General features: G+C 63.3%; 19 protein-coding genes, 1 tRNA gene and 1 pseudogene. 9 read left to right on the top strand and 12 right to left on the bottom strand.

The window, feature by feature from the left end; genetic code table 11:
- Together ABD906_RS07405 and ABD906_RS07410 are read left to right on the top strand one after the other, a co-directional pair.
- Positions 1-104 (top strand): annotated as a pseudogene (locus ABD906_RS07405) (electron transfer flavoprotein subunit alpha/FixB family protein); the annotation flags it as partial.
- Positions 105-206: 102 nt separating this feature from the next.
- Complete coding sequence (locus ABD906_RS07410) at positions 207-1,088, top strand: 3-hydroxybutyryl-CoA dehydrogenase (protein ID WP_345098869.1); 882 nt, start codon at positions 207-209, stop codon at positions 1,086-1,088.
- Between the two features lie 32 nt (positions 1,089-1,120).
- Here ABD906_RS07410 and ABD906_RS07415 read toward each other — a convergent pair whose 3' ends face one another.
- The 3 genes from ABD906_RS07415 to tlpA form a co-directional block, all read right to left on the bottom strand.
- On the bottom strand, positions 1,121-3,430 hold the full coding sequence (locus ABD906_RS07415) for an acyl-CoA dehydrogenase (protein WP_345098870.1): 2,310 nt from the start codon (positions 3,428-3,430) through the stop codon (positions 1,121-1,123).
- A 124-nt stretch (positions 3,431-3,554) separates the two neighbouring features.
- Complete coding sequence (locus ABD906_RS07420) at positions 3,555-3,920, bottom strand: MliC family protein (RefSeq protein WP_345098871.1); 366 nt, start codon at positions 3,918-3,920, stop codon at positions 3,555-3,557.
- 88 nt (positions 3,921-4,008) lie between these two features.
- A complete protein-coding gene (tlpA, locus tag ABD906_RS07425; protein ID WP_345098872.1) occupies positions 4,009-4,689 on the bottom strand; it encodes a thiol:disulfide interchange protein TlpA in 681 nt (226 codons plus the stop codon).
- Between the two features lie 32 nt (positions 4,690-4,721).
- Between tlpA and argH the strand changes: the two genes are divergently transcribed.
- The 3 genes from argH to lysA all read left to right on the top strand — a co-directional run bounded on the left by argH (position 4,722) and on the right by lysA (position 7,837).
- Complete coding sequence (argH, locus tag ABD906_RS07430) at positions 4,722-6,146, top strand: argininosuccinate lyase (protein WP_345098873.1); 1,425 nt, start codon at positions 4,722-4,724, stop codon at positions 6,144-6,146.
- Positions 6,147-6,269: 123 nt separating this feature from the next.
- A complete protein-coding gene (locus ABD906_RS07435; protein WP_345098874.1) occupies positions 6,270-6,473 on the top strand; it encodes a lipoprotein in 204 nt (67 codons plus the stop codon).
- Between the two features lie 98 nt (positions 6,474-6,571).
- Complete coding sequence (lysA, locus tag ABD906_RS07440) at positions 6,572-7,837, top strand: diaminopimelate decarboxylase (RefSeq protein ID WP_345098875.1); 1,266 nt, start codon at positions 6,572-6,574, stop codon at positions 7,835-7,837.
- 162 nt (positions 7,838-7,999) lie between these two features.
- On the opposite strand, the gene ABD906_RS07445 is transcribed toward lysA, so the two are convergent.
- The 5 genes from ABD906_RS07445 to ABD906_RS07465 all read right to left on the bottom strand — a co-directional run bounded on the left by ABD906_RS07445 (position 8,000) and on the right by ABD906_RS07465 (position 15,075).
- Positions 8,000-9,169, bottom strand: coding sequence for an OpgC family protein (locus ABD906_RS07445; RefSeq protein ID WP_345098876.1), 1,170 nt, complete (start codon positions 9,167-9,169; stop codon positions 8,000-8,002).
- Positions 9,170-9,185: 16 nt separating this feature from the next.
- Positions 9,186-10,967: a glucans biosynthesis glucosyltransferase MdoH gene (mdoH, locus tag ABD906_RS07450; RefSeq protein ID WP_345098877.1), complete on the bottom strand. Its 1,782-nt coding sequence runs from the start codon at positions 10,965-10,967 to the stop codon at positions 9,186-9,188.
- A gap of 172 nt (positions 10,968-11,139) precedes the next feature.
- Positions 11,140-12,726 (bottom strand): OpgD/OpgG family glucan biosynthesis protein, encoded by a 1,587-nt coding sequence (locus ABD906_RS07455; protein WP_345098878.1) that lies wholly within the window; start codon positions 12,724-12,726, stop codon positions 11,140-11,142.
- 1,001 nt (positions 12,727-13,727) lie between these two features.
- Positions 13,728-13,804, bottom strand: a tRNA-Arg gene (locus ABD906_RS07460).
- A gap of 104 nt (positions 13,805-13,908) precedes the next feature.
- Positions 13,909-15,075 (bottom strand): M20 aminoacylase family protein, encoded by a 1,167-nt coding sequence (locus ABD906_RS07465; RefSeq protein WP_345098879.1) that lies wholly within the window; start codon positions 15,073-15,075, stop codon positions 13,909-13,911.
- Positions 15,076-15,225: 150 nt separating this feature from the next.
- On the opposite strand from ABD906_RS07465, the gene ABD906_RS07470 reads away from it, so the two are divergent.
- The gene (locus tag ABD906_RS07470) at positions 15,226-16,365 is read left to right on the top strand and encodes a D-alanyl-D-alanine carboxypeptidase family protein (RefSeq protein WP_345098880.1); all 1,140 of its coding nucleotides are present in this window, start codon (positions 15,226-15,228) and stop codon (positions 16,363-16,365) included.
- 217 nt (positions 16,366-16,582) lie between these two features.
- Here ABD906_RS07470 and ABD906_RS07475 read toward each other — a convergent pair whose 3' ends face one another.
- The 4 genes from ABD906_RS07475 to ABD906_RS07490 all read right to left on the bottom strand — a co-directional run bounded on the left by ABD906_RS07475 (position 16,583) and on the right by ABD906_RS07490 (position 20,532).
- The gene (locus ABD906_RS07475) at positions 16,583-16,825 is read right to left on the bottom strand and encodes a sulfurtransferase TusA family protein (RefSeq protein ID WP_345098881.1); all 243 of its coding nucleotides are present in this window, start codon (positions 16,823-16,825) and stop codon (positions 16,583-16,585) included.
- 6 nt (positions 16,826-16,831) lie between these two features.
- Positions 16,832-18,163: a L,D-transpeptidase family protein gene (locus ABD906_RS07480; RefSeq protein WP_345098882.1), complete on the bottom strand. Its 1,332-nt coding sequence runs from the start codon at positions 18,161-18,163 to the stop codon at positions 16,832-16,834.
- Between the two features lie 404 nt (positions 18,164-18,567).
- Positions 18,568-19,518 carry an acetyl-CoA carboxylase carboxyltransferase subunit alpha gene (locus ABD906_RS07485; RefSeq protein WP_345098883.1) on the bottom strand — a complete coding sequence of 317 codons (951 nt, stop codon included), beginning with the start codon at positions 19,516-19,518 and terminating at the stop codon, positions 18,568-18,570.
- Between the two features lie 84 nt (positions 19,519-19,602).
- Positions 19,603-20,532: a site-specific tyrosine recombinase XerD gene (locus ABD906_RS07490; RefSeq protein ID WP_345098884.1), complete on the bottom strand. Its 930-nt coding sequence runs from the start codon at positions 20,530-20,532 to the stop codon at positions 19,603-19,605.
- Positions 20,533-20,767: 235 nt separating this feature from the next.
- Between ABD906_RS07490 and ABD906_RS07495 the strand changes: the two genes are divergently transcribed.
- Genes ABD906_RS07495 through ABD906_RS07505 form a run of 3 tightly spaced genes read left to right on the top strand, consistent with a single transcriptional unit; the run spans position 20,768 to position 23,801 of the window.
- The gene (locus tag ABD906_RS07495; protein WP_345098885.1) at positions 20,768-21,406 is read left to right on the top strand and encodes a shikimate kinase; all 639 of its coding nucleotides are present in this window, start codon (positions 20,768-20,770) and stop codon (positions 21,404-21,406) included.
- Complete coding sequence (gene aroB, locus ABD906_RS07500; RefSeq protein ID WP_345098886.1) at positions 21,403-22,518, top strand: 3-dehydroquinate synthase; 1,116 nt, start codon at positions 21,403-21,405, stop codon at positions 22,516-22,518. The genes ABD906_RS07495 and aroB overlap by 4 nt, the downstream gene beginning before the upstream one ends.
- Positions 22,515-23,801, top strand: coding sequence for an HlyC/CorC family transporter (locus ABD906_RS07505; protein ID WP_345098887.1), 1,287 nt, complete (start codon positions 22,515-22,517; stop codon positions 23,799-23,801). The genes aroB and ABD906_RS07505 overlap by 4 nt, the downstream gene beginning before the upstream one ends.
- The last annotated feature ends 7 nt before the right edge of the window (positions 23,802-23,808 follow it).

Consider the following 23,808-nt stretch of genomic DNA (forward strand, 5'->3'; position numbering starts at 1 on the left):
TGGCGATCAACAAGGACGAGGAGGCGCCGATCTTCCAGGTCGCCGACTACGGCCTCGTCGGCGACCTCTTCCAGATCCTCCCCGAGCTCGAAAAGGCGCTTTGACTTTCGCGCACGCACATGCACATTGGAGGGCTGGTCAGGCAGCTGACCTGCCCTTTTTGATTCTCGATGGATGGTGTGCGAACACTCCCGCGGAGCACGGTCATGACGAAAAACATCAAATCGGTCGGCGTCATCGGAGCAGGCCAGATGGGCAACGGCATTGCCCATGTCGTCGCGGTCGCTGGCTATGATGTGAAGCTGTACGATGTGGTCCAGGAGAAACTGCAGGCAGGTCTGGCCACGATCAGCGGGAATCTGGCGCGGCAGGTTGCCGCAGGGAAGATCGACGAAAAGAGCCGTCAGGAGGCACTCAAGCGCATTCAGCTGGCCGACTCGCTCGAGGCCCTGGCCGACACCGATCTGGTGATCGAGGCGGCAACCGAGGACGAAAGCATCAAACGCAAGATCTTCGCGCAGCTCTGCCCCGTCCTGAACCCCGAAGCCATCATCGCATCGAACACCTCATCCATCTCCATCACCCGGCTGGCCTCGCAGACGGACCGGCCGGAGCGCTTCATCGGCATCCATTTCATGAACCCGGTGCCGGTGATGAAACTGGTGGAACTCATCCGCGGCATCGCCACGGTCGACGAGACCTTCGAGACGGCGCGCGCCTTCGTGGAAAGCCTCGACAAGGTGACGACCGTCGCTGAGGACTTCCCGGCCTTCATCGTCAACCGCATCCTGCTGCCGATGATCAATGAGGCCATCTACACGCTCTATGAAGGCGTGGGCTCGGTGGAAGCCATAGATACGGCCATGCGCCTCGGCGCCAACCATCCGATGGGTCCGCTGCAGCTCGCCGACTTCATCGGACTCGACACGGTGCTGTCGATCATGCAGGTGCTATACGAGGGGCTGGCCGATTCCAAGTACCGCCCCTGCCCGCTACTGGTGAAATATGTCGAGGCGGGCTGGCTCGGCCGCAAGACCGGCCGCGGCTTCTACGACTACCGCGAGGACCCTCCGGTTCCGACGCGCTGATGCGGTAACAGGCTGTTCCTTCCCCTGCGGGCTCACTCCGCCGCCTCATCGGTGGCGGGAGGAATGTCCTGCGGGATCGTGCAGGCCTTGGCGTGGCGGGGCACATGATGGGTGACGCGGCCGCCCTTCGGCACCAGTTCGTCCGGATCGAAGGCATCGACCGCGACCACCCTGGCCACCGCCGCTTCGGCCTTTTCGAGCAGTTCCTGCTGGGCCGGAGTGATGAGGCCGCGCTGGACCGCCTCTTGTGGACTCTCTGCACCGGCACCCCGGATGCGCTTCAACACGCCGTGGGCTTCGCTCACCAGACGGAAGGCTTCCTCGAGATCGCGCACCGGATGGCCGTCGCGCCACTCACCCAGGTAGAGGTTCGGGGTCAGGCGGTCGCGCTGCGCGCCGGGCTGCAGCAGGATTTCCGCCACCTGCTGCGTGAGCCGGTCGGAGGGCGCCGGATGCGGGACACCGAGCGGAAAAGCCACCAGTCGCACGACCCAGGCCGCCCAGCGGGCGGGAAGGTTCTTGAGCACGCCGGCGAAGGCTGAAGCGAGCCTGCCCTCACCCCTGCGCATCACATAGTCAACCAGCGGCGCATCCTCGGAAGGACGGCCCTCGTCCTCGTAGCGCTTCAGCGCGGCTGACAGCAAATAGAGCTCGGAAAGGATGTCGCCGAGACGGGCCGAGAGCATCTCGCGGCGCTTGAGATTGCCGCCGAGCGTGAGCAGCGCCATGTCGGCGAGCAGCGCGAAGGCGGAAGCGTAGCGCGACAGCATCCGCCAGTGGCGCGCATTGGCGCCGCGGCGCGGCGCGGGCGCCAGCAGGCCGAAGCTCCAGCCGCGCAGAAAGGCCCTGCCCGCATTCTTGAGCGAATGGCCGACATGGGACCAGAAGGCGGTCTCGAAGCGCTCGAAGCCCTTGTCGCTGTCAGGATCGGAGAGGGCCAGCAGTTCCTCCAGCATGTAAGGGTGGGAGCGGATGGCGCCCTGACCGAAAATCATCAGACTGCGGGTGAGGATGTTGGCGCCCTCCACCGTGATGCCGATGGGGACTGCGCGATAGCCGGCCGCCAGATAGTTCTTCGGCCCTTCGATGATGCCCTTGCCGCCGTGTATGTCCATCGCAAGGTTCAGCGACTGACGCATGCGCTCGGTCGCGTGGTACTTCATGATGGCCGACAGAACCGACGGCCGATGGCCCCGGTCGAGGGCGGCGAGCGTCATGCGGCGGGCGGCGTCGACCAGATAGGCGTTGGCGGCAAGCTCGGCGAGCGCCTCCTGGATGCCCTCGAAGCGGCCGATCGGAAGGCCGAACTGTTTGCGGACGGCGGCATAAGCGCCGCTTGCGCGCGCAGCCATGGCGCAGGAGGCCGCCGACTGCGACGGCAGCGAGATGCTGCGGCCGGCGGCCAGCGCTGTCATCAGCATCTTCCAGCCCTTGCCGATCTGCGCCTCGCCGCCGAGGATGAAGGACAGCGGCACGAAGACGTCGTGCCCGAAGATCGGGCCGTTCTGAAAGAAGGACTGCAGCGGAATGTGCCGGTGGCCGTGGCTGATGCCCGGCAGGTTCATCGGCAGGAGGGCGACGGTAATTCCCAGGTCCTCGCCACGTCCAAGGTGGTTCCCGGGGTCCAGCATGCGGAAGGCGAGGCCCATGACGGTCGCGATCGGACCCAGGGTGATATAACGCTTGGCAAAGTTCAGGCGGATGCCAAGCACCCGCTCTCCCTCCCACTCGCCGTATTCCACAACGCCGGTGTCGGTCATGGAGGCGGCGTCGGAGCCGGCGTGCTCGGAGGTGAGACCGAAGCAGGGAATCTCCGATCCTTCCGCCAGGCGCGGCAGCCAGTAATTTTTCTGTTCCTCGGTGCCGAAGTGGAGCAGCAGCTCGCCCGGGCCGAGCGAGTTCGGCACCATGACGGTGACGGAGGCCACCACGCTGGCGGAAGCGACCGTGCGCACCACCTCCGAATGGGCGTAGTTGGAAAAGCCGAAGCCGCCGTACTGGCGCGGGATGACCATGCCGAAGAAGCGTTCCCGCTTCAAAAAATCCCAGACCTCCTGAGGCAGGTCGCGGTTGCGCCAGTTGAGGCTCCAGTCGTCCAGCATGCCGCAAAGCTGCCGGACCGGACCATCGATGAAGGCCTGCTCCTCGGGCGAGAGCTGCGCCGGCGGCATGGACAGCAGCTCGTCCCAGTCCGGATTGCCGCTGAAGAGCGCGCCGTCCCACCAGACCGTTCCCGCGTCGATCGCCTCGCGTTCGGTCTCCGAGATGGGCGGCATGAGACGAGATGCCCAGCGGAAGATCGGGCGAGACAGGCGTTCGCGGCGGAAGGTTCGGAAGTCCATGCGGCTCACCTCACTGTCACTTCAGGGACAACCATAAGACCAAAGCGGGCAGGAAGGTGGCGGCCTCGGGTCAAGGCTGCGCCGTCCGCCACTCCGCAGGACCGTGCCGAGCCGGACCTGCGCGCTAAGGCTTCGTATTCTTCACTTCCGAACATTCAAGGACGGGATCGGCATCCTCGCCTTGAGTGAGATCATAAAGGGAGCCGTCCGCACCCTTGGTCCACCAGATGTACTTGCCGCCCGCATAGCGCGCGCCCGAGCCGGACAGCACGTTGGAGGCGACCACCAGCTCGCCATTACGGACAAAAACGGCAAGCGAACCCGGGCCAGCGTTGATGTAATCCACCTCCAGCTTCTGGCCGGAGCAGTCGTAGACGACATTAAGGGTCTCCGGCGTCAGGTGATCCTGATCGGGAATCGGGATGGCGAGTTCGGCCGCAGAAACCTGGCTGGCAAGAAACAGCGTAAGCGCGAGAAGTCTGATCCGCATGATAGTCTCCTTGCGCGCAACCTAACGGGTTGTCGGATGCGCGACAAGAATGCGGCATAAGCAATGGTCTTCGGGGCAGCAGTCCGGATCAGCCGGCGGGCCGGCCGAGCGCCGCCTCGATCAGCTTCTCCGCATCATCGCCGGACCAGTGGGCCGGGCCGTTCATGTGTGCAAGCAGGCAGCCGTCCTCGTCCACGAGAAGCGTCACGGGCAGGCCGAGCGCCAGGTTGCGGCGGCGCAGTTCGTTGAAGATGCCGGTCGTTTCGTCGCGATAATAGGCCAGCGACCGGACGCCGATCTCGTCCAGGAACCCCTTCGGCTTCTCGTCGCCGCCCCGATCGATATTGACGGCCACCACTTCGAAGCGGTCGGAGCCCTTTTCCGCCTGAAGCTGGTCGAGCGCCGGCATTTCCTCGCGGCACGGCGCGCACCAGGTGGCCCAGAGATTGACCAGCAGCACCTTGCCCGAAAGGTCGGCGAGCTTCATGTCGCTGCCATCGGGGCCGCGGAAGGCGAGATCGCCCACCGACTGCGCCTCCTTCGCGGGCAGCAGGGCAGCCACATCTCCCCGGATCAGCGGGTCAAGCGCGGCCAGCCTTTCAGCCTGCGCTGGACAGGAGGCTTCCCCCTGTGCCACCACTTGCTCTTCGGAACGGTTGCCATCAATGGCACCCATCACGTATAGGGCTGTAGTTCCGACGAGGATGCCTGCAACAGCGGCAAGCGCGACAAGACGCAGCGTAGGCACTTTCGACTTGGTCTCCAGCATTTCAGAACTCTTTCAGCGCCCGGTTAAACACGATGAGTGAAAACAAAGCCAGCAACCGCATGTGGGGCGGACGTTTTGCCTCAGGACCCGATGCCATCATGGAAGCCATCAACGCCTCCATCGGCTTCGACCGCAAGCTCTACACGCAGGACATTCGCGGAAGCCTCGCCCACGCCGCCATGCTGGCAAAAACTGGCATTATTTCGGCGGAAGACGAAAGGCAAATCGCCGACGGCCTGAACATGATCCTGTCAAAGATCGAGTCCGGCAAGTTCGAGTTCTCCACGCGCCTCGAAGACATCCACATGAACATCGAGGCGCGGCTGGCGGAGCTGATCGGTCCGGCGGCCGGACGCCTGCACACGGCGCGCTCGCGCAACGACCAGGTGGCCGTCGATTTCCGCCTCTGGGTCAAGGAAGAGTTGCAGCGCATCGACCGCGCGCTGGGCGACCTGATCGAGGCTTTCCTCAACCGCGCCGAGGAACATTACGCTACGGTGATGCCGGGCTTCACCCACCTGCAGACGGCGCAGCCGGTGACCTTCGGCCACCATCTGATGGCCTATGTGGAAATGTTCGGGCGTGACCGCTCGCGCGTGCGCGACGCGATCGAGCGGATGGACGAATGCCCGCTGGGCGCGGCCGCACTCGCCGGCACGGGCTTCCCGATCGACCGGCACATGACGGCCGAGACGCTCGGCTTCCGCGAGCCCACCCGCAATTCCATCGACACGGTCTCCGATCGCGACTTTGCGCTCGAATTCCTCTCCATCGCGGCGATCTGCGGCGTGCACCTGTCGCGGCTGGCGGAAGAGATCGTCATCTGGTCGACGCCGCAGTTCGGCTTCGTGCGGCTGTCGGACTCCTTCTCGACCGGCTCCTCGATCATGCCGCAGAAAAAGAACCCGGATGCGGCGGAACTCATCCGCGCCAAGACCGGACGCATCAACGGGCACCTGGTCGGCCTGCTCACGGTCATGAAGGGCCTGCCGCTCGCCTATTCCAAGGACATGCAGGAAGACAAGGAGGCGGTATTCGATACCGCCGAGACACTCGACCTGATGCTCGCGGCGATGACCGGCATGGTCAAGGACATGGAGATCAACAGTGCCGCCATGAAGAAGGCCGCGGGCTCGGGCTTCTCGACGGCCACGGACCTCGCCGACTGGCTGGTGCGCGAGGCGGGCCTGCCCTTCCGCGAGGCGCATCACGTCACCGGCCGGGCGGTGGCGCTCGCCGAGCAGAAAAAGTGCGGCCTCGAGAAGCTCACGCTGGAGGAGCTCAGGAGCATCAATCCGGCGATCAACGAGGGCGTCTACTCGGTGCTGTCCGTCAACAATTCGGTGAAGAGCCGCACGTCCTACGGCGGCACGGCGCCTTCGGAAGTGCGCAAGCAGATCCGCTACTGGCGGCGGCGCCTTGCCAAGGAGAACAAGGCAGCCCAGAAAAACGGGTAAATCGCGCCCCGGGGAGAACGGCGGAAGCCGCCCGGGATTGCATTCCGGCACGGTAATGGTGCAGATCATCGGAAGCGGAGGTGATCTGCACCAGCGGCACTGATCGACAAGGCGGGTTTCGGCATGACTGTTCGCACTTCGATGACCATCGTTCTCCTGAGCGCCGTCGTGGCTCTCACCGCCTGCGGGCGCAAGACCTCGCTCGACACGCCCTACCAGGCTGCGGTCGATGCGCGCCGCGAGGCGGAACGCAACAAGGAGCCGCTGCCGCCGGAACCCAAGAGACCGGCGAGGGACCGCAAGTTCTTCCTCGACCCGCTGATCTGAGCCGGCCGGACGCAACGCGAAGCTAGTATCGTTTCCCGTGGAAGGGCCTTCAGCCCCCGCCGGAAGGTTGGGCCCCAGCTCAAGAAAGGTTCCCTGTCGTGAACCATTTTGAATACCGTGATGGCATCCTGTATGCCGAAGACGTGCCCGTCCCGCAGATCGCCGCGGCGGTCGGCACGCCGTTCTACTGCTATTCCACGGCGACGCTGACACGGCATTACAACGTGTTCTCGAACGCGCTGTCAGATTTCGACTCGCTCGTCTGCTACGCAATGAAGGCGAACTCGAACCAGGCGGTACTGAAGACGCTGGCGAAGCTCGGCAGCGGCGCCGACGTGGTGTCCGAGGGCGAGCTGCGACGGGGGCTGGCCGCCGGAATTCCCGCGGACAAGATCCTGTTCTCCGGCGTCGGCAAGACGGCGCGCGAGATCGACTTCGCACTCGAGGCGGGGATTCTCTGCTTCAACGTGGAGTCCATGCCGGAGCTCGAGGCCATCTCGGCGCGGGCACAGGCGCTCGGCAAGACGGCTTCGGTGTCGCTTCGCATCAATCCGGACGTGGACGCCAAGACGCACAAGAAGATCTCCACCGGCAAGGCGGAGAACAAGTTCGGCATCTCCTGGAAGGATGCGCGGGATGCCTACCGCCGCGCGGCGGAGCTGCCGGGTCTGAAGGTCACCGGCATCGACATGCACATCGGCAGCCAGATCACGGACCTCGGGCCGTTCGATCAGGCATTCGCGCTGCTCAGCGAACTCACCGAGACGCTGCGCGAGGACGGTCACGAGATCGACCATGTGGACATCGGTGGCGGGCTTGGCGTTCCCTACCGGGAGGACAACGAGCCGCCGCCCCTGCCCGACGCCTATGCCGAGATCGTGTCCAAGCACATCAAGCGGCTAGGGGTGAAGGTGATCGTGGAGCCGGGCCGGCTGATCGCGGGGAACGCCGGTATCCTGGTTGCCGAGGTCATTTACCTCAAGCGCGGCGAGGCGAAGAACTTCCTCATCGTCGACGCGGCAATGAACGACCTCATCCGCCCCACGCTTTACGACGCGTACCATACGATCAAACCGGTGGTGCAGGCCGCGCCGGATGCCGAGCGCATCACCGTGGATGTGGTCGGTCCGGTTTGCGAGACGGGCGACTTTCTGGCCCAGGACCGCGAGCTGCCGCTGATGAAGGCGGGCGACCTGATCTGTGTCAGCACGGCTGGCGCCTATGGCGCGGTGCTTTCCAGCACCTACAACACCCGCCTGCTCGTTCCGGAGGTGTTGGTGAACGGGGACAGGTTCCACGTCATCCGGCCGCGCCCGACCTACGAGCAGCTCATCGGCATGGACTCGATCCCGGACTGGCTGTGAGACCAGCCGGGATTTCCGGCGCACTTCAGGGAATTCATGACGCCGCGGCGATGGCTTCTTTCGCCTTCATCCTGAGCTTGTGGAAAGACGAATTGCGGCGTCCTCTGGACGCCCTTGCCCCTCGACGGGATCAGGGCAAGGGCTTGGTGACCTTCAGAACAATCAGCGCCGCAACAGCGCGGCATGTCCGCCCAGGTCTTCCTGCGCTTTCGCCTTTTCGGCTGCGGCCTTGCGCGCCTTCGGCGACACATAGGACAGGAGCAGCGCCAGCCAGTACTGAATGAGGATGCCCGTCATGAGCAGGGCAGCGTCCTGCAGTAGGGTCGTCTCGTAGCGGATGCGGAGCACCTGCAGCGCGATCGAAAGCACCGAGCCGGCGGCGAAAACGTAGAGTCCGTGCTGGCCCATCAGTTCCAGGGGCTTGAACGGACGGGTGGCGAGCAGACGGGTGACGGCGTCCATGTTCGTAAGAACATAGGCGAGCGCCAGAGCGTGCAGGAGCCGCGGCAGGGCAAGGAAGGTCTTGTCGTAGCCGCTGATGAAAAACGGCAGCGTGCCACTTCCCGGGAAAGCGCCGAGCCTGAATTTCACCCAGACCAGCGAGAGGACGAGGAAGCCTGCGGCAATCGCGAAGAGGTTGCCGTCATAGGGTACGAGCTTACGCCCCTCCTTCGCCTCGAGGCCCGCGGCGATGCCGATGGCATAGAGAAGCTGCCAGCTGAAAGGATTGAAGAACCAGCCGCCAGGATTGGGGTAGTTCGGCAGGTTCAGGCGGTGCGTGCCCGCGATGAACCAGATCACCGCCGCCACCATGACGAGCGCCAGGCGGCTGCGCTGCCCAATCATGATGTAGACCGGCGAGATGACCAGCAGGACGAAATAAAGCGGCAGGATGTTGAAGTAGCCGAGCTGATGCGTCAGCAGCGGAATGCCGATCATGGCCGCCAGCGGCCGGTCGAGAAGGCGCGTGAAATTCACCTTCTGCACCATGTCGGCAGTGTCCAGGAAGACGATGCCGGCAGCGATGATGGCGATCGCCCAGGCGGTGATCACAATGTGGGTAACGTAGATCTTGCCGGCGCGGCGCCATACCTTGAGCAGCGCATCCAGAAGCGGACCGTTTGCGAAGCCGCGCGAATAAGCAAGGCCCACTGCAATACCCGACATCAGCACGAAGGCCTCGGCGGCATCCGAAAAACCGAAGTTCCGCGACGTCAGATGCTCAAAGACGTTGCCCGGCACGTGATTGATGAAGATCATCATCAGCGCCAGACCACGGAAAATGTCGAGACGATGGTCTCTACCCCCAGGAAGGGTTGTGTTTGGTGTCACGGAACTTCTCCAAGGCTCAGTTCGGCAGAATCTGACCCATCCGCAACGCAGTGTCCTGCGCGGGGCCAAGGTCGGCTTCCGGCTCACTCCTCCAGCGGGCGAGTATCGCCTGCTGAGCCGTCATGACAGGGGTTGGGCTGGCCTCCTCGGCAGTCTGGAACAATCCCCTGCGCGCATAGCGTCCACCGCCGGATGTCAGACTGATGAGGAATGGCGCCAGTATCTGGGGACCGGCAACCAGAAGGATGTAAATTATATAATCGTGAGCGAGCTGCCATGCCGTCCCGAGCGTGATGCAGCCGATGACGGAAATCCACCAGCTCGCCGCCCAGGCCTCTGACAGGCTCACCCTGCCCGCCTCGCGATTGGCGGCCGGCCAGCCGCCGTCTATGCCCGACAGCACCTGCAGCACGGCGCGGGTCTGAAACAGCATCATTATCGGGGCGAGAACGCTGGAGCACAGGATCTCCGTCACGACGCCCTGAAGCGCCCTCAGGTCGCCGCCGTAGGCGCGATTACGGCGGGTGAGAACGGCGTCGATGTAGATCAGGATCTTCGGACCGATCAGAAGCCCGAGGACGCCCGTGAGCAGCGCCACGGCGTCCTCCTGCATGACGCGGGGGAACACCGGCATGCCCGGCTGCGGGAAATAGTCCGGGATGATCTTCATGGCCGGGGCAATTACCGCAGCAATCAGGAACAGCGCCCACAGGGGCGCGGCGATATAGGCCATGATGCCCTGCACGAAAACGAACCTGCTCCAGGGCTTCAGGCCGGGTGCCGCAAGCAGCCTGCCGTGCTGCAGATTGCCCTGACACCAGCGGCGGTCGCGCTTGGCGTAATCCAGCACATTATCCGGCCCTTCCTCGTAGGACCCTTCCAGATCGGGATCGACCCGAACCGTCCAGCCGTTGCGGGCAAGAAGCGCGGCCTCGACATAGTCGTGACTCAGGATATGGCCGCCGAACGGCGGCTTGCCAGGCAGGGGCGGAAGACCGCAGCTTTCGGCGAACGCGCGGGTGCGCGTGATGGCGTTGTGGCCCCAGAAGGGGCCCTCGTCGCCCTGCAGGGCCGCAAGACCGCGGGAATAAACCGGCGAATAGTACGAGGCGGAAAACTGGATCGCGCGGCCGAAGTAAGAGCGGGCACGAATGACCTTGGGCAGCGTCTGGAGAAGGCCCAACTGCGGATCGTCCTCCATCCGGTGCACCATCTCCACCATCGTCGCGCCTTCCATCAGGCTGTCGGCGTCGAGAATGATGAGATACTCGTAGAGGCTGCCGGAGGTCTTGATGAAATCCGCGATATTGCCTGACTTCTTGCCCGTGTTGACCGCGCGCCGGCGGTAAAAGATGCCGCAACCATCGCCATGTTCCAGCTTCAGCCGGGCGAACCACAGCTCCTCCTCCTCGGCGATGGCCGGGTTGGTGGTGTCCGAGAGGATGGCAAAATCGAACTGATGGGCGACGCCGAGAGCCTTGAGGCTCTCCACCATCGCCGCGACATGGGAGAAGGTCTTGACCGGGTCCTCGTTGTAGATCGGAACGAGAACCGCCGTGCGGACCGATGGCGCCCGGGTTCTGGGAGCACGGTGCGGCCCCCTGCCCCAGAACAGCCCGCTGATCCCCATGACCGCACCCCAGGCCAGCCATGCGGTGGTGATCGCCAGCAGGCCAACACGCACGAAATCAAGCCACTGGGCCCCATCTGCAAAGAAGTAGCCGGCACCCAGCAGGCTCGCCGCATACGCAGTCACGAGCGCGAACAGAATCGAGACCAGTCGGCGTGCCTGCACCATTGCGTGTTACCTGCGCGTCAGAGGACCGGTGGCCGTTCAGCGAACGGCCAGCCAATGGGCGAGAGGCTTGAACCTCAGGAAAGCCCGCTCACGGACCAGAACCTGATCCGGCATAATCAGAGGCGCAGAAGGAAGGCCGCTTTGTTCTATCACGCGGCGTACAGCCGCTCGCTTATTTTCGCTGACCATCATTACGTCTCCACTGATACGCCCATACTTCAGAAATTCTGTTGTCCCCGACCTTGAGATAACCATTCATCTCGACAGGGTCATCGCCGCCGGGTTCGAGATCCATCACCACGCGCCAGACATCGCCGGCAGGCACGTAGGTGATGCTGTTATGAATGATCTTGGCCTTGCCAACGTTGAGGACGGCTTCAACCTTGTCTTCCGGCGTAAGCGTCCGAAGGATCTCACCGGCGAAATCGATCACGAATTTGCGGAGATTTTGAGAATTCTCCACACCGGAAGTTCCGCCGATGCCGGAGCGCAGCGCCACAACCCGCGCCAGCTTCTCCGTCGATTCCTCGATCGAGCCCCACGTCAGGCGGTAGCGGTACTCAAACTCCTGTCCCGCCTTGACCTCGCCCTCCGGAATCCAGAACGCCACGATGTTGTCATTGACCTCCAGCTCCGTCGGCAGCTCGACCAGGTTTATCGCGCCCTTACCCCAGTCGCCGAGGGGTTCCACCAGAAGCGAGGGCCGACGCTCGTAACCGGCTTCCGAATCCTGGTAGTGATCGAAATCGCGGTCACGCTGGAACAGGCCGAACGCCTTCGGGTTGGTCTCGATGAAGAACGAGTTCGCCAACTCCGAAGGATTGTTCAGGCTGCGCCACAGCTCCTCGCCGTTGGAGCGGACAATCTTCAGCCCGTCGCTGTCGTGGACCTGGTTCCGGTAGTCGTCGAAGGCGGCGCGGTTATTCTCCGAGAACAGGAACATCGAGGTCATCGGCGCAATTCCCAGCCGGCGAATGTCCTTCCGGATATATAGGCGCGCCGTCACGTCCATTACAGTGTTCGGGCCAGGCGTAATCTTGAAATGATAGGCGCCGGTGACGCTTTGGCTGTCGAGCGCCGCATAGATGTTGATCTCGCGGCTCTGGCGCGACGGTTTCTCGATCCAGAACTCACTGAAGCGCGGGAATTCCTCGCCCTCCGACGTTGCCGTGTTGACGGCGAGTCCGCGCGCGGAAATCCCGTAGAAGCTGCCGCGGCCCAATGCCCGGAAATAGCTAGCGCCCAGAAAGGCCACAAGCTCGTCCATCACCTGCGGATCGTTCAAGGGGTAATGAAGCCGGAAGCCCGCAACGCCCGGAAGCTCGAGACCAGCGAACTGCGACGCGTCGAGCGGCGGGCGGTATTCAAACATGCTGCTGTCGAAATGGACCTCCGTCTCCTGCCCATTTTCGACGACATGGATCTTCACCGGCTGCTTGAACAGCCATCCGGGATGAAACGCCTGCAGCTCAAAAGGGGCTTCACCCTGCCAGAGCGCATGGTCCGGGCGGAACCGGATGGCACGGTGCTGATCGTAGTTGAGCGAGCTCACAACGTCGGGAAGGTCTTCCGCAGGCGCCTCGTATGCCTGCCTGGCACGTTCCTTCATTCGCTCGCTCAGCACATCAAAAGAGAAGGGCTGTGCAGCCCCCTCTACCACATTCGGAGAGGTATCCTGCGCCCACGCATCAAGCGACAATCCCCCGGAGGCGAACATGAGCATGCTGACTCCGGAAGCGAGGAACGATCTACGGTGCATATAGCTCCTACTTTCTCAGGAAGGCTTCTGGCGAACGATGGTGAAAGGATCGCGTCATATGAATGTTATGACTAAGAAAAGGTTGAGGCGGCGGCGCTCAATTCGTGAATCCTGCTGTCACAATCAGCGATTGCTATCACCCTCTTTGGCAACTGCAATCCTGGGGGAAATAATGTCCGGTTGCGGCGAATTAAGGGCAGACTGACCTCATACCCACAACGAGGCATGTGAATTGACCCCCACGCGCAAAGATGCCCGAACACCGGATCCTCGATCCAACACAATCGGCAAAACTAGCTTCTATCAGTCGGGGCAGATAGCTCCGCCTTATGTCAAACGCAAGCAGGGGTAGCAGCGATTTTTTGTCCGCGACACGACCTGCCCAAACGCCGCCTCCGGCCACGGGAGAGCGATTCTTCCGTGATCGTCCAGATCCCGGCCGAGGCCACGGGGCAGAGCCCAGGCGGATATCAGCGCCCCAACCCCCAGATGGGAATGGACGCCCAGCGGTGGTTTTCACACATGCGAAAGGGAAATCGCAGCGGCTACCTGGAGGAGGGTAAGGTCAAAGGTAGAGAGGAGGAGGAAGCCGCTGCGAGAAGCATATTCTTATAGGGCCCGCGCGGCCGCTCTGACGTGGATCAAACTCTGGTTCGCAAAACGTCTTCCAGACCTGGACTTCCTGTCGCACCCAACTGAGGAATGGAGCGGATCCGGACAGAAGACCAAGGTCCACTCTCCAGGCGCCCCTTAACCGGCCGATTGCGCTGCAACCTGCACGGAAGCGATGATGACCCCGGTGAAAGGATCACCTGCCACTTCATGTTATTCGTCGGCCGGAGCCGTATTTTGTGCAGAAGGATGCCACCTTGAACCGAAAACTCGCAGCGGGACCGTCGCGGCTGCAGGACGAAGCATTCGCGCGCAGACCGCAAGCGCCAGACCACTGCGCCCAACCCAATCGTGACGACGGAAGAAAATTGATAAGTCGTTGATTTTTATGGTGATCCCGACAGGATTCGAACCTGTGACCCTCAGATTAGGAATCTGATGCTCTATCCTACTGAGCTACGGGACCACTCGGCGGCACACATAGCGTGCGAAAAGCTGTTCGCCAAGACCTAATAGCCGATCCAACGCGGCCGGTGCAAGGCTTCAACCCCGCACCGGCAGCGACAAGCGTCAGCCCTGCTCCAGCGTCGTTTCGGCCAGGCGCACCCAGTAGCTCACGCCGTACGGAATGGCGTCGTCGTTGAAGTCATAGTGAGGGTTGTGCAAGCCTGCGGTGTCACCGTTGCCGATGAAAATCAACGCGCCGGGCCTTGCCTCCAGCATGTAGGCGAAATCCTCGCCCGCCATCATCGGGTTCGTATTGGCATCGACGCAGTCCCTGCCCACGATCCCCGCAGCTACGTTAGCGGCCAGCTCGGTCTGGGCCGGATCGTTCCGCGTCGGCGGATAATTGGGATGGTAGCTCACCTCCACCTTAACCCCCTGGGCCAAGGCGATACCGGAACAAATGGAGCGGATGCGTTCCTCTGCCATTGCAGCCACCTCGGAACGAAGGGTGCGGACGGTTCCGGCAAAATCCACGCGGTCGGGAATGATGTTGTGGCTCGTACCGGCATTGATCTTCGTGATGGACAGTACCAGCGCGTCGACTGGGTCGACGGACCGCGAAACTACGGTCTGCAGGGCCGTGATCATCTGGGCCGCGGCGACCACCGGATCGGCTGTCCCCTGCGGTTGGGCTGCATGACCGCCCCTGCCGATGACCGCTACGTCAACCTCGGCGGTGGCAGCCATGATCGGGCCCGGCCGAATCGCAAAATGCCCGACGGGCAGGCCCGGCACATTGTGCATGCCGAAAACGGTCCGGATGCCGAAGCGCTCCATCAGGCCATCATTTACCATTTCGCGGCCGCCGCCACCGCCCTCCTCCGCCGGCTGAAAGATGACAGCAACCGAGCCGCGGAAATTCCGTGTCGCAGCCAGGTACTTGGCCGCGCCCAGCAGCATGGCCATGTGGCCGTCATGCCCGCAGGCGTGCATCTTCCCTGGAACGGTCGACCGGTATGGCAAATTGGTCTGTTCCTCGATCGGCAGGGCGTCCATGTCGGAACGGAGGCCAACGACAGACCCTGCTCCCTTGCGGCCGTGGATGATGCCCACCACGCCGGTACGCCCCAGGCCGGTCACCACCTCGTCACACCCAAAGTCGCGCAACTTCTGCTCGATGAAGCGGGCCGTCTCGTGGACATCGAAAAGAAGCTCCGGCTTCTCATGCAGAGAGCGGCGCCAACGAGTCGCTTCGGCCTGTAGGGTGGATATGTCGGGAAGCAGTGTCATGGTGGAGAATTCCCTGGTTGATACGCGATTCGACCGTGCGGGGCGTTTCCTTGCCATTATACGGTCACATGCTTTAAATAGCAGACACATTGTCATGAACTGACGTGAGTGGGCAACGCTGTTTCGTCCCACGCTACAGGATGTGTTTCCATGAAGTTTCTTGACCTGAAGCGGCCAGCTCGGGCCAAACTGTTCCTCGCAGGGGCTCTTCTCATCGCGCTGTCCGCCGGCTCGGCGAAGGCAGGGCCCTACCTTCTCATGGACGTCGCATCCGGACAGGTCATCGCGCAGGAAAATGCCTTTCAGCGCTGGTACCCGGCCTCGCTCACCAAGTTAATGACGGCCTATGTCGCGTTCCGCATGATCCAGAACGGCGATGCGACGATGCAGACGCCCATCACAATTTCGGCAGCGGCGGCCAAGCTTCCGCCCGCGAAGATGGGCTACCCGGCCGGCTCGCAGCTGACGCTCGAGGACGCGCTCAAGATCATCATGGTCAAGTCCGCCAATGACGTGGCGCGCTCGATCGCCGAAAGCCTGGCAGGCTCGGAGGAAGGGTTCGCCGCATGGATGAACGCCGAGGCCGGGCGGCTCGGAATGCGCGACACCCATTTCGTCAACGCGCACGGCCTGCACTCGCCCGAACAGTTCACCACCGCACGGGATCTCGCCATCCTCGTGCGGGCGATCCGCACCGAGTTCCCCCAGTATACGGGCCTGTTCTCGATCGAAGGGATCCTTTCCGGCAAGGCCAAGATGCCGAACGGCAATCCGCTGATCGGCCGGTTTCCCGGAACGGACGGCATGAAGACAGGCTATATCTGTGCCTCCGGCTTCAACCTCATTTCCACGGCAACGCGCAACGGGCGGACGCTGGCGGCCATCGTGCTCGGCGCGGAGTCCCAGACGGAGCGCGCGGACAAGGCCGCCGCCCTTCTCACGCAAGGTTTCCGCAAGGGCGGAGGCGGCACCCCGATCACCAACCTGCGGCCCAGCGGGACCGTTTCCGGGCCGGTGGACATGTCGAAGCAGATCTGCACGCCGGAGGCGATCGCCAAGCGCAACGAAAAGCGCGACAAGCAGGGACGGCTGATCTTCAACTCTCCATATCTTGCGCAGACACCCCGGGAGCCAAGGCTCGTGCAGGTGGGCCTGATCTACAGTCCGTCCGCGGGCAAGACCAAGACCGCCAATGCAGCCAAGGGCGTTGACATCGGCCGTGTCGTGAACGTTCCGCGCCCCAGGCCAAGACCCGATTACGCGCCGATGGCTTACGGCCAGGGCGGCTGAGACGATTCAAACGGGAGAATCCGGTTCCTGGCCCAGAGCTCCCAAGCCAGAACGGCCGGAACGGTCCAGTTGCCTGCACGCCCAGCCGTGCCGTGAGCAATGATCAATTCCGGGCTCGCGGTGTATCGTCCGCTTGCGCACCCTTTCTTCAGTCGGGGCGATGACGCCGTCTTCTGTCCGCTTCCCTCTGCCGGCAATCAGATTGATGACGCGGCCCTTACTCCGACGCGGGCATTCCCTTTTCCACCAGGAAACGGTGACCATCAGACGTGGCAACGGTTTCCAGCAGGCGATGGCCCTCCTGCTGGCAGAAGGCGGGGATGTCGATCACAGCAAGCGGATCGGTGGTTTCAAGCCAGACACGGTCGCCCGGAGCGAGCGCAGCCAACCGCTTGCGCGCCCGCATCACCGGCAAGGGGCACTTAAGCCCCCTGAGGTCGTAGGTGTCGGGTTCGGCCATCCCCGGTCAGTTTCCCATGATGCGGGAGAAAAGGGCTCCGAGCGTCCGGCGCTGGGCCTTCGGTTCGGCGGCAGCGGCCACCTCCTGCCCGCCCTGGTTTCGCGGATCCGGCGTCGGAACGGCGACCGCAACGGATGGGGAAGCCGCCGCTGCAGCATCGGGCGCGGCGGCGGGAAAATCCGGCATGGCACCAGCGGAAGGCGCCGTCTCACTCTTCCGCAGCGTCGCAACGAAGGCCGTTGCCGGCAGGCTGGTCGCCGGGGTTTCGGCGGCAGGCGCCGGAACGGCGGATGCAACGGCGGCCACATCCTTCTGCTGGGTCTGGGCGGGCTTCGCCGAGGCGACAGCCGTCGGTGACGGCAGCGACGGAGGCCGCGAGGCAACCTTCTCGCCCCGCGCGCGGCGGCGCGTCCAGTCGGCCACCAGCCTGGCCTCCTCAATGCCAAGGATCGTCTCGCTGCGCGGCTTGTTGGTCAGCCATGCAAGCTGGACAGCACGGGAGAAAGCCTTGTCCTGCTCGGCCTTGTGCTTGGCATATTGTACGGCCAGCGACTCGGGCAGAGACATGGGCGGGCAGGGGCCGGCCGGGTTGAACGAGTAGCCGGGGGCCGCGATCTGATTGAACTGGTACTTCGCCTCGCAGACATCCACCTTGGGCGGCTGCTTGGTGATCTCGAACATGTCATATCCGACCTTGAGCATCTTCCAGAACTCGAAGTTCGGATCGTCCTTGTAGCGCGCCATGTTCTCGGGCGTCATGCGGAAGGGGAAGGCCTGCACCTGGAAGGCGGTCTGGCCACCCTCGAACGCGTCGCGGGCGAAGGCCCAGATCTGCTCCATCTGCTCGTCCGTCATCGAGTAGCACCCGGCGGAGGAGCAGTCGCCATGCACCATCAGATGCGAACCGGTGCGGCCGTTGGCCCGGTCATAGGCGTTCGGATAACCGAGATTGAACGACAGGTGATACAGCGAGTTCGGGTTCATCTGTGCGGGCGTAACCGTGTAGAACCCCTCGGGCGCCTGCCGGTCGCCTTCGATGTACTTCGGGCCAAGCTCGCCCGACCACTTGCAGATCTCGTAGCTGGCGATCAGATCGAACTTACCGTTGGTCTTTTGCTTCCAGACCTCAAGGACATTCTCTTCCTTGAAGATGCGCATCAGGATGGGGGACGATTTCTTCATCCCCTTGGCATTCATCTGGGTAACGATCTTCTGCGGCAGGGGACGCAGAGCCTTCTTCGAGGTCGGGGCGATGTCCTCAAGGCCACCGCCACTGCACCCGGCAAGAACGGCCAGAGCAACACCAATCACAAAAGCACGTGCAATGCGGTTTTTCATACCCCACCTGCTGGTCCAAGAGCCCGCCTGCCAGCGGCAAACTTCAGTGTTAAGACCCACATGCTTGATAAAGCGTTACTCGCAGCATCAAACTGTTCGCGGTGTAACATTTTCCTGAAACAGCGCGCAAGGATTGTACCGAAAGAATACATCCTCCTTACGTGGAGCCGTCCGCCCCTTTCCGGCACCGCTCGCGCGGGCACGTTGGCACACGATTTGCCGGAAAACGACACGAAAACCGCCGATGCAGTTCTGCATTCTGCATCGGCGGTTCCGTTCAAAACTTGGTGATCTGACTGCCTAGGAGTCCGCCCGGCGCTACGATTGATCGCCCGGAAGCTCCGACTTGGCCGCTCAGGGACAGACGACGTTCCCGGACCTTAGCCGCCTGGCGACCGCTGCCGTCAGAGCGTGCGGCCGATGGCGAGGAACTTCTCGCGGCGCAGCTCCCGATAGTCGGGTCCAAGCGCGGCAAGCTGGGCGAAGCCCTCTTCAATGGTCCGGCCCGTCGCCTCGATGGCCGCGGCAGGGTCACGGTGCGCGCCGCCCACCGGTTCCGGAATGATGCCATCGATGACCTTGAGCTGCAGCAGGTCCTGCGCCGTGATCTTCATGTTGGTCGCGGCGTCCTTGGCGCGCGTCGCGTCGCGCCAGAGAATGCTGGCCGCTCCCTCCGGCGAGATGACGGAGTAGATCGAGTGCTCCAGCATATAGACAAGATTAGCCGTGGCGATCGCAATCGCGCCGCCCGAACCGCCTTCGCCGATGACGACTGCGATGTTGGGGACCTTGAGCGACAGGCACTTGGAGGTGGAGCGCGCAATGGCCTCCGCCTGGCCGCGCTCCTCCGCACCGACCCCGGGATAGGCACCGGCCGTATCGACGAGCGAGATCACCGGAATGCCGAAGCGGTCGGCAAGGTCCATGACACGGATCGCCTTGCGATAGCCTTCCGGACGGGCCATGCCGAAGTTGTGACGCAGGCGGCTCTGCGTGTCATTGCCCTTCTCCTGGCCGATGATCGCCACGGACTGTCCCTTGAAACGGGCAAAGCCCGCAACGATGGCCCGGTCCTCACCGAAGGTACGGTCGCCCGCCAGAGGCGTGAAATCGGTGAAGAGAGCCTTCACGTAATCCATGCAGTGGGGCCGATCCGGATGACGCGCCACCTGCGCCTTCTGCCAGGGCGTCAGTGCCTTGTAGAGATCCCGCAGCGCATCCTTCGAGCGCTTCTCCAGCCGGGCGATCTCATCGGCGACATCAACTGCCTCGCCGCTTTCCGTGAGCTTCTTCAGCTCCAGAATCTTGCCCTCGAGATCGGCAACCGGTTTTTCAAAATCCAGATAGTTGTACATCAACCCGCCAAATCGGTAGGAATTCGTGAGGTCAGCCCTGGTATCTGGCTAACCAGTGTCCGGTTTCACATAGCGGTCAACCGACTAATCGGCAAGCGGATGGTTGTTCTGCACAAGGTCCCGAAGCCGTTTTTCCAGCACATGCGTGTAGATCTGGGTCGTCGATATGTCCGTATGTCCAAGCAGCTGCTGGACCGCACGCAGGTCAGCGCCGTTCTGCAGCAGATGACTCGCAAAGGCATGACGCAATACATGTGGCGAAGTTTTGGCGGTGGGGATGCCAGCCCGCGCACTCAACAGCTTCAGCTCCCGCGCAAAGACCTGGCGGGGCAGATAGCCCTGCCTTGAGCCAGCCGGGAAAAGAAACGGACTATCCGCCATGCCAGGGTGGCGCGCGCGCTCTTCCATCCACGCAGCAATCGACTTTTTCGCCCGCGCGGACAGGGGCACGACACGCTCCTTGCCGCCCTTGCCCCGCACAGGGAAGAAACGGTCGTCCCTTTTCGCCACCGTCACGGGAAGAGAAACCAGCTCGGAGACGCGCAGTCCCGTCGCATAGAGCAGCTCCAGCAGCGTGGACAGCCGCTGTGCCACCAGACGCTGGGAGGAGCCAGGCTCGGCTGCGCGGGCTTCCTCCTCCGCACGGTCCAGCAGCCGCCGCACCTCCTTTTCCGAGAGGATCTTCGGCAGGGCCCGCACCTTCTTCGGAGTGTCAAGCAGGCCGGTGGGGTCGTCGCCACGTACACCCTCGGTGTAGAGAAACTTGAAGAACTGCCGCACAGCGGAGGTCTTGCGCGCCACCGTGCTGGTGGCGAAATGGCGCTTGCCCATGTCCGCGATCCAGGCGCTGATACCCGCGGTGCCCGCGTTCACGAGGCTGCCGCCCGTCGCGGAAAAGAAGGCTTCCGCATCCTCGAGATCGCGCCGGTAGGAGCGCAACGTGTTGTCGCTGGCGCCCCGTTCGGCCGCCATCATCTCGAGAAAAGCTTCAATCTGCGCACCCGACCCACTCATGGGAGTTGCTCCACCGGCACATCGAGAATCGTCTCAACCCGTCTTGGCTCGACAAACTCCGCCAGTCCGTACATCACCACATAAATACAGCACGCCAGGAGGAAGAGGATAACAACGAGCCTGGTAAGGGTGGGCATAGGTGGCGTTTTCCTATTCCTGTTTTCCGACGACCAGCTTATGGATGTCGATGAAGCACTAGATTATACCCGTATTGTTACCAGCCGCTTGACGCAGAATGCCATTCGATACCGCTACCCCGCCGGTGACGGCCGTGACCGAAAAAGATCCTTCCGACACCGCCCGTCTGCTCAAGCGACTCGGCCGACGGAGCATCGTGTTCGTGGGCATCATGGGCGCCGGCAAGACCGTCATCGGACGGCGGGTGGCCGCGATGTGCAATCTCCCCTTCCATGACAGCGACCACGAGATCGAAAAAGTCTCGCGCATGACAATTCCGGAACTTTTCGCCACCTACGGTGAACCGGAATTCCGCGCGCTTGAGGAGCGCGTCATCGAACGGCTGCTGCGCAACGGTCCGCAGGTCATCTCCACGGGCGGCGGCGCGTTCATGAGCGAGACCACGAGGAACAACATCAAGCGGCGGGGCGTGTCGGTCTGGCTCAAGGCGGACATCGAAACGCTGATGAACCGGGTTTCCAGGCGCCAGAACCGCCCGCTGCTCAACACGGAAAACCCGCGCGAGGTCATGGAACGGCTAATGGCGGCGCGCTGCCCCGTCTATTCGCTGGCGGACGTCACCATACACTCCCGCGACGTTTCCAAGGATCAGATCGCGGCGGAGGTCATCGCCGGTCTGCTGCAACACCTTCCCGCACCGAGGAAAAGAAAGAGGAAGAAGAAAAAGCCACAATGACGACCGCCAGAACAATCCGCGTGGGCCTGGAAGAGCGCGCCTACGACATCCTGATCGGCAGAAACCTTCTGGAGCGGGCGGGCCAGGAAATCGCCGCACGCATGCCCGGCGCGCGTGCCGCCATCATCACGGACGCAAACGTCGCCGCGCTGCATCTTGCCACGATCGAGGAAAGTCTCAAGGCTGCCGGGATCCAGGGCACGGCGATCCGCGTGCCCGCGGGCGAGCAGAGCAAGAGCTTCCCGGTGCTGGAAACCGTGGTGGACGCCATCCTCGCCGCCCGGCTCGAACGGCGCGATGTGGTGATTGCGCTCGGCGGCGGCGTGGTGGGCGACCTCTCGGGCTTCGCGGCCGGCATCGTCCGGCGTGGCATGGATTTCGTGCAGGTGCCGACCACCCTGCTCGCGCAGGTCGACTCGTCGGTCGGCGGCAAGACCGGCATCAATACCGCCCACGGCAAGAACCTGGTCGGCGTCTTCCACCAGCCGAAACTGGTGCTGGCAGATACCGGCGTGCTCGACACGCTGCCGCCGCGCGAGTTCCGCGCGGGCTATGCCGAGACGGTCAAGTATGGCCTGATCGACCGGCCGGAATTCTTCGCCTGGCTGGAGGCCAACTGGCAGGAGGTCTTTGCCGGGGGTGAAGCGCGCGAGCACGCCATCGCGGAAGCCTGCCGGGCGAAGGCCGACGTCGTGGCCCGCGACGAGCGCGAGAGCGGGGACCGCGCGCTGCTCAACCTCGGCCACACCTTCGGACATGCGCTCGAGGCTGCGACGGGATATGACAGCTCACGGCTCGTACATGGCGAAGGGGTGGCGATCGGCATGGCGCTCGCCCACCGGTTCTCCGCGCGGCTCAACCTGGCGAGCCCCGACGACTACCAGCGCGTCGAAGCGCATCTCAGGGCCGTGGGGCTGCCCACGAAGCTTTCGGACATTCCGGGTGGCCTGCCGGGCGCCGACAGGCTGCTGGAGTATATCGCGCAGGACAAGAAGGTCTCGCGCGGCGCGCTAACCTTCATCCTGACACGGGGCATCGGACAATCCTTCATAGCGAAGGATGTTCCGGCTTCCGAAGTTCTCGCGTTCCTGGAGGACAGTCTGAAGCAATGATCACGGGGCTTGCGGTCACGGCTGGCGCCGTTCTGGCGCTGATCATTCTCGCATTCTTTCTGTCGGCGGCCGAAGCCGGCCTGATCGCAAGCTCGCTATCCCGCAAACGAACGCCCTACCGCAGCGCCGATGCCGCGGGAGCGGAGAAGACTGCCGAGCGCGACCGCGTGGCAGGCGCCCTGCTCCTGGGCAAGACGTTCGTCCTCGTCCTAGCGGCAGCCCTCGCGACTTTCGGCTTCACGACCGTCTTTGGCCCGGTGGGTGTCGTCTACGCAGTGCTGCTTATGACCGTGCTGCTGGTGCTGTTTGGGGAAATCGTGCCCCGGACTGCCGTACTCTTGCGGCCGGAGAAGGCAGCGGGACGGTTCGGCGTTGTCACGAAGACCCTTTCGGCCGTCCTCGGACCCCTCGCCACGGGTGCAACGACACTCACGCGCGGGCTTCTCAAGCTCGCCGGCGTAAAGTCTTCGCCGGCCTCACCACTCCTCATGCCGGCAGAGGGCGACAGCGAAACAGCGGATGGATGGGACAAGGCGGCATCGCAGCAGGGCCCCGAAGCACATCAGGTTCCCCTGCTCCGCAGGCTGCTCGAGCTGGGCGAGCTTGAGGTCTCCGACGTGATGGTCCACCGCACCAAGATGCGTTCGGTGAATGCGGACGACGATCCGAAGGCGGTCGTCGAGGAGCTGTTGCGCAGTCCCTACACGCGCACGCCGGTCTGGCGTGGCAGCGCGGAGAACATCATCGGGATCGTGCACACAAAGGACTTGCTGCGCGCGCTCCACGCCGATCCCCGAGCCGAGAACATCGACATTACCAGGATCGCCACGAAACCCTGGTTCGTCCCCGACACGACCAGCGTCCACATGCAGCTCAACGCTTTCCTGCGGCGCAAGGCGCACATGGCCATCGTCGTCGACGAATATGGCGAGGTGCAGGGCCTGGTCACGCTGGAGGACATCATCGAGGAAATCGTCGGCGACATCGCCGACGAGCACGACGTCGAGGTGGAAGGCGTGCGCCAGGAGGCGGACGGCTCCATTGTGGTGGAGGGCTCGGTGCCGATCCGCGACCTCAACCGCGCGCTCAACTGGGATTTGCCCGACGACGAGGCCACGACCATCGCCGGGCTTGTGATCCACGAGTCGCAGACGATCCCCGAGGAGAAGCAGGCCTTCACCTTCTTCGACAAGCGCTTCATCGTGATGAAGCGGGAAAAGAACCGCATCACCCGCCTGCGCATCCGCCCGATTTCCGTCGAGGAAAGCGCGAAGCTGCGGTAGGACGGCC

This window comes from Chelativorans composti, from assembly GCF_039541695.1.
GTDB lineage: Bacteria > Pseudomonadota > Alphaproteobacteria > Rhizobiales > Rhizobiaceae > Chelativorans > Chelativorans composti.

Coding starts and splice junctions, on each gene's coding strand:
- ABD906_RS07410 (WP_345098869.1), top strand. CDS start 207: ATGACGAAAAACATCAAATCGGTCGGCGTCATCGGAGCAGGCCAGATG.
- ABD906_RS07415 (WP_345098870.1), bottom strand. CDS start 3,430: ATGGACTTCCGAACCTTCCGCCGCGAACGCCTGTCTCGCCCGATCTTC.
- ABD906_RS07420 (WP_345098871.1), bottom strand. CDS start 3,920: ATGCGGATCAGACTTCTCGCGCTTACGCTGTTTCTTGCCAGCCAGGTT.
- tlpA (WP_345098872.1), bottom strand. CDS start 4,689: ATGCTGGAGACCAAGTCGAAAGTGCCTACGCTGCGTCTTGTCGCGCTT.
- argH (WP_345098873.1), top strand. CDS start 4,722: ATGAGTGAAAACAAAGCCAGCAACCGCATGTGGGGCGGACGTTTTGCC.
- ABD906_RS07435 (WP_345098874.1), top strand. CDS start 6,270: ATGACTGTTCGCACTTCGATGACCATCGTTCTCCTGAGCGCCGTCGTG.
- mdoH (WP_345098877.1), bottom strand. CDS start 10,967: ATGGTGCAGGCACGCCGACTGGTCTCGATTCTGTTCGCGCTCGTGACT.
- ABD906_RS07455 (WP_345098878.1), bottom strand. CDS start 12,726: ATGCACCGTAGATCGTTCCTCGCTTCCGGAGTCAGCATGCTCATGTTC.
- ABD906_RS07465 (WP_345098879.1), bottom strand. CDS start 15,075: ATGACACTGCTTCCCGACATATCCACCCTACAGGCCGAAGCGACTCGT.
- ABD906_RS07470 (WP_345098880.1), top strand. CDS start 15,226: ATGAAGTTTCTTGACCTGAAGCGGCCAGCTCGGGCCAAACTGTTCCTC.
- ABD906_RS07475 (WP_345098881.1), bottom strand. CDS start 16,825: ATGGCCGAACCCGACACCTACGACCTCAGGGGGCTTAAGTGCCCCTTG.
- ABD906_RS07480 (WP_345098882.1), bottom strand. CDS start 18,163: ATGAAAAACCGCATTGCACGTGCTTTTGTGATTGGTGTTGCTCTGGCC.
- ABD906_RS07485 (WP_345098883.1), bottom strand. CDS start 19,518: ATGTACAACTATCTGGATTTTGAAAAACCGGTTGCCGATCTCGAGGGC.
- ABD906_RS07490 (WP_345098884.1), bottom strand. CDS start 20,532: ATGAGTGGGTCGGGTGCGCAGATTGAAGCTTTTCTCGAGATGATGGCG.
- ABD906_RS07495 (WP_345098885.1), top strand. CDS start 20,768: ATGCCATTCGATACCGCTACCCCGCCGGTGACGGCCGTGACCGAAAAA.
- aroB (WP_345098886.1), top strand. CDS start 21,403: ATGACGACCGCCAGAACAATCCGCGTGGGCCTGGAAGAGCGCGCCTAC.
- ABD906_RS07505 (WP_345098887.1), top strand. CDS start 22,515: ATGATCACGGGGCTTGCGGTCACGGCTGGCGCCGTTCTGGCGCTGATC.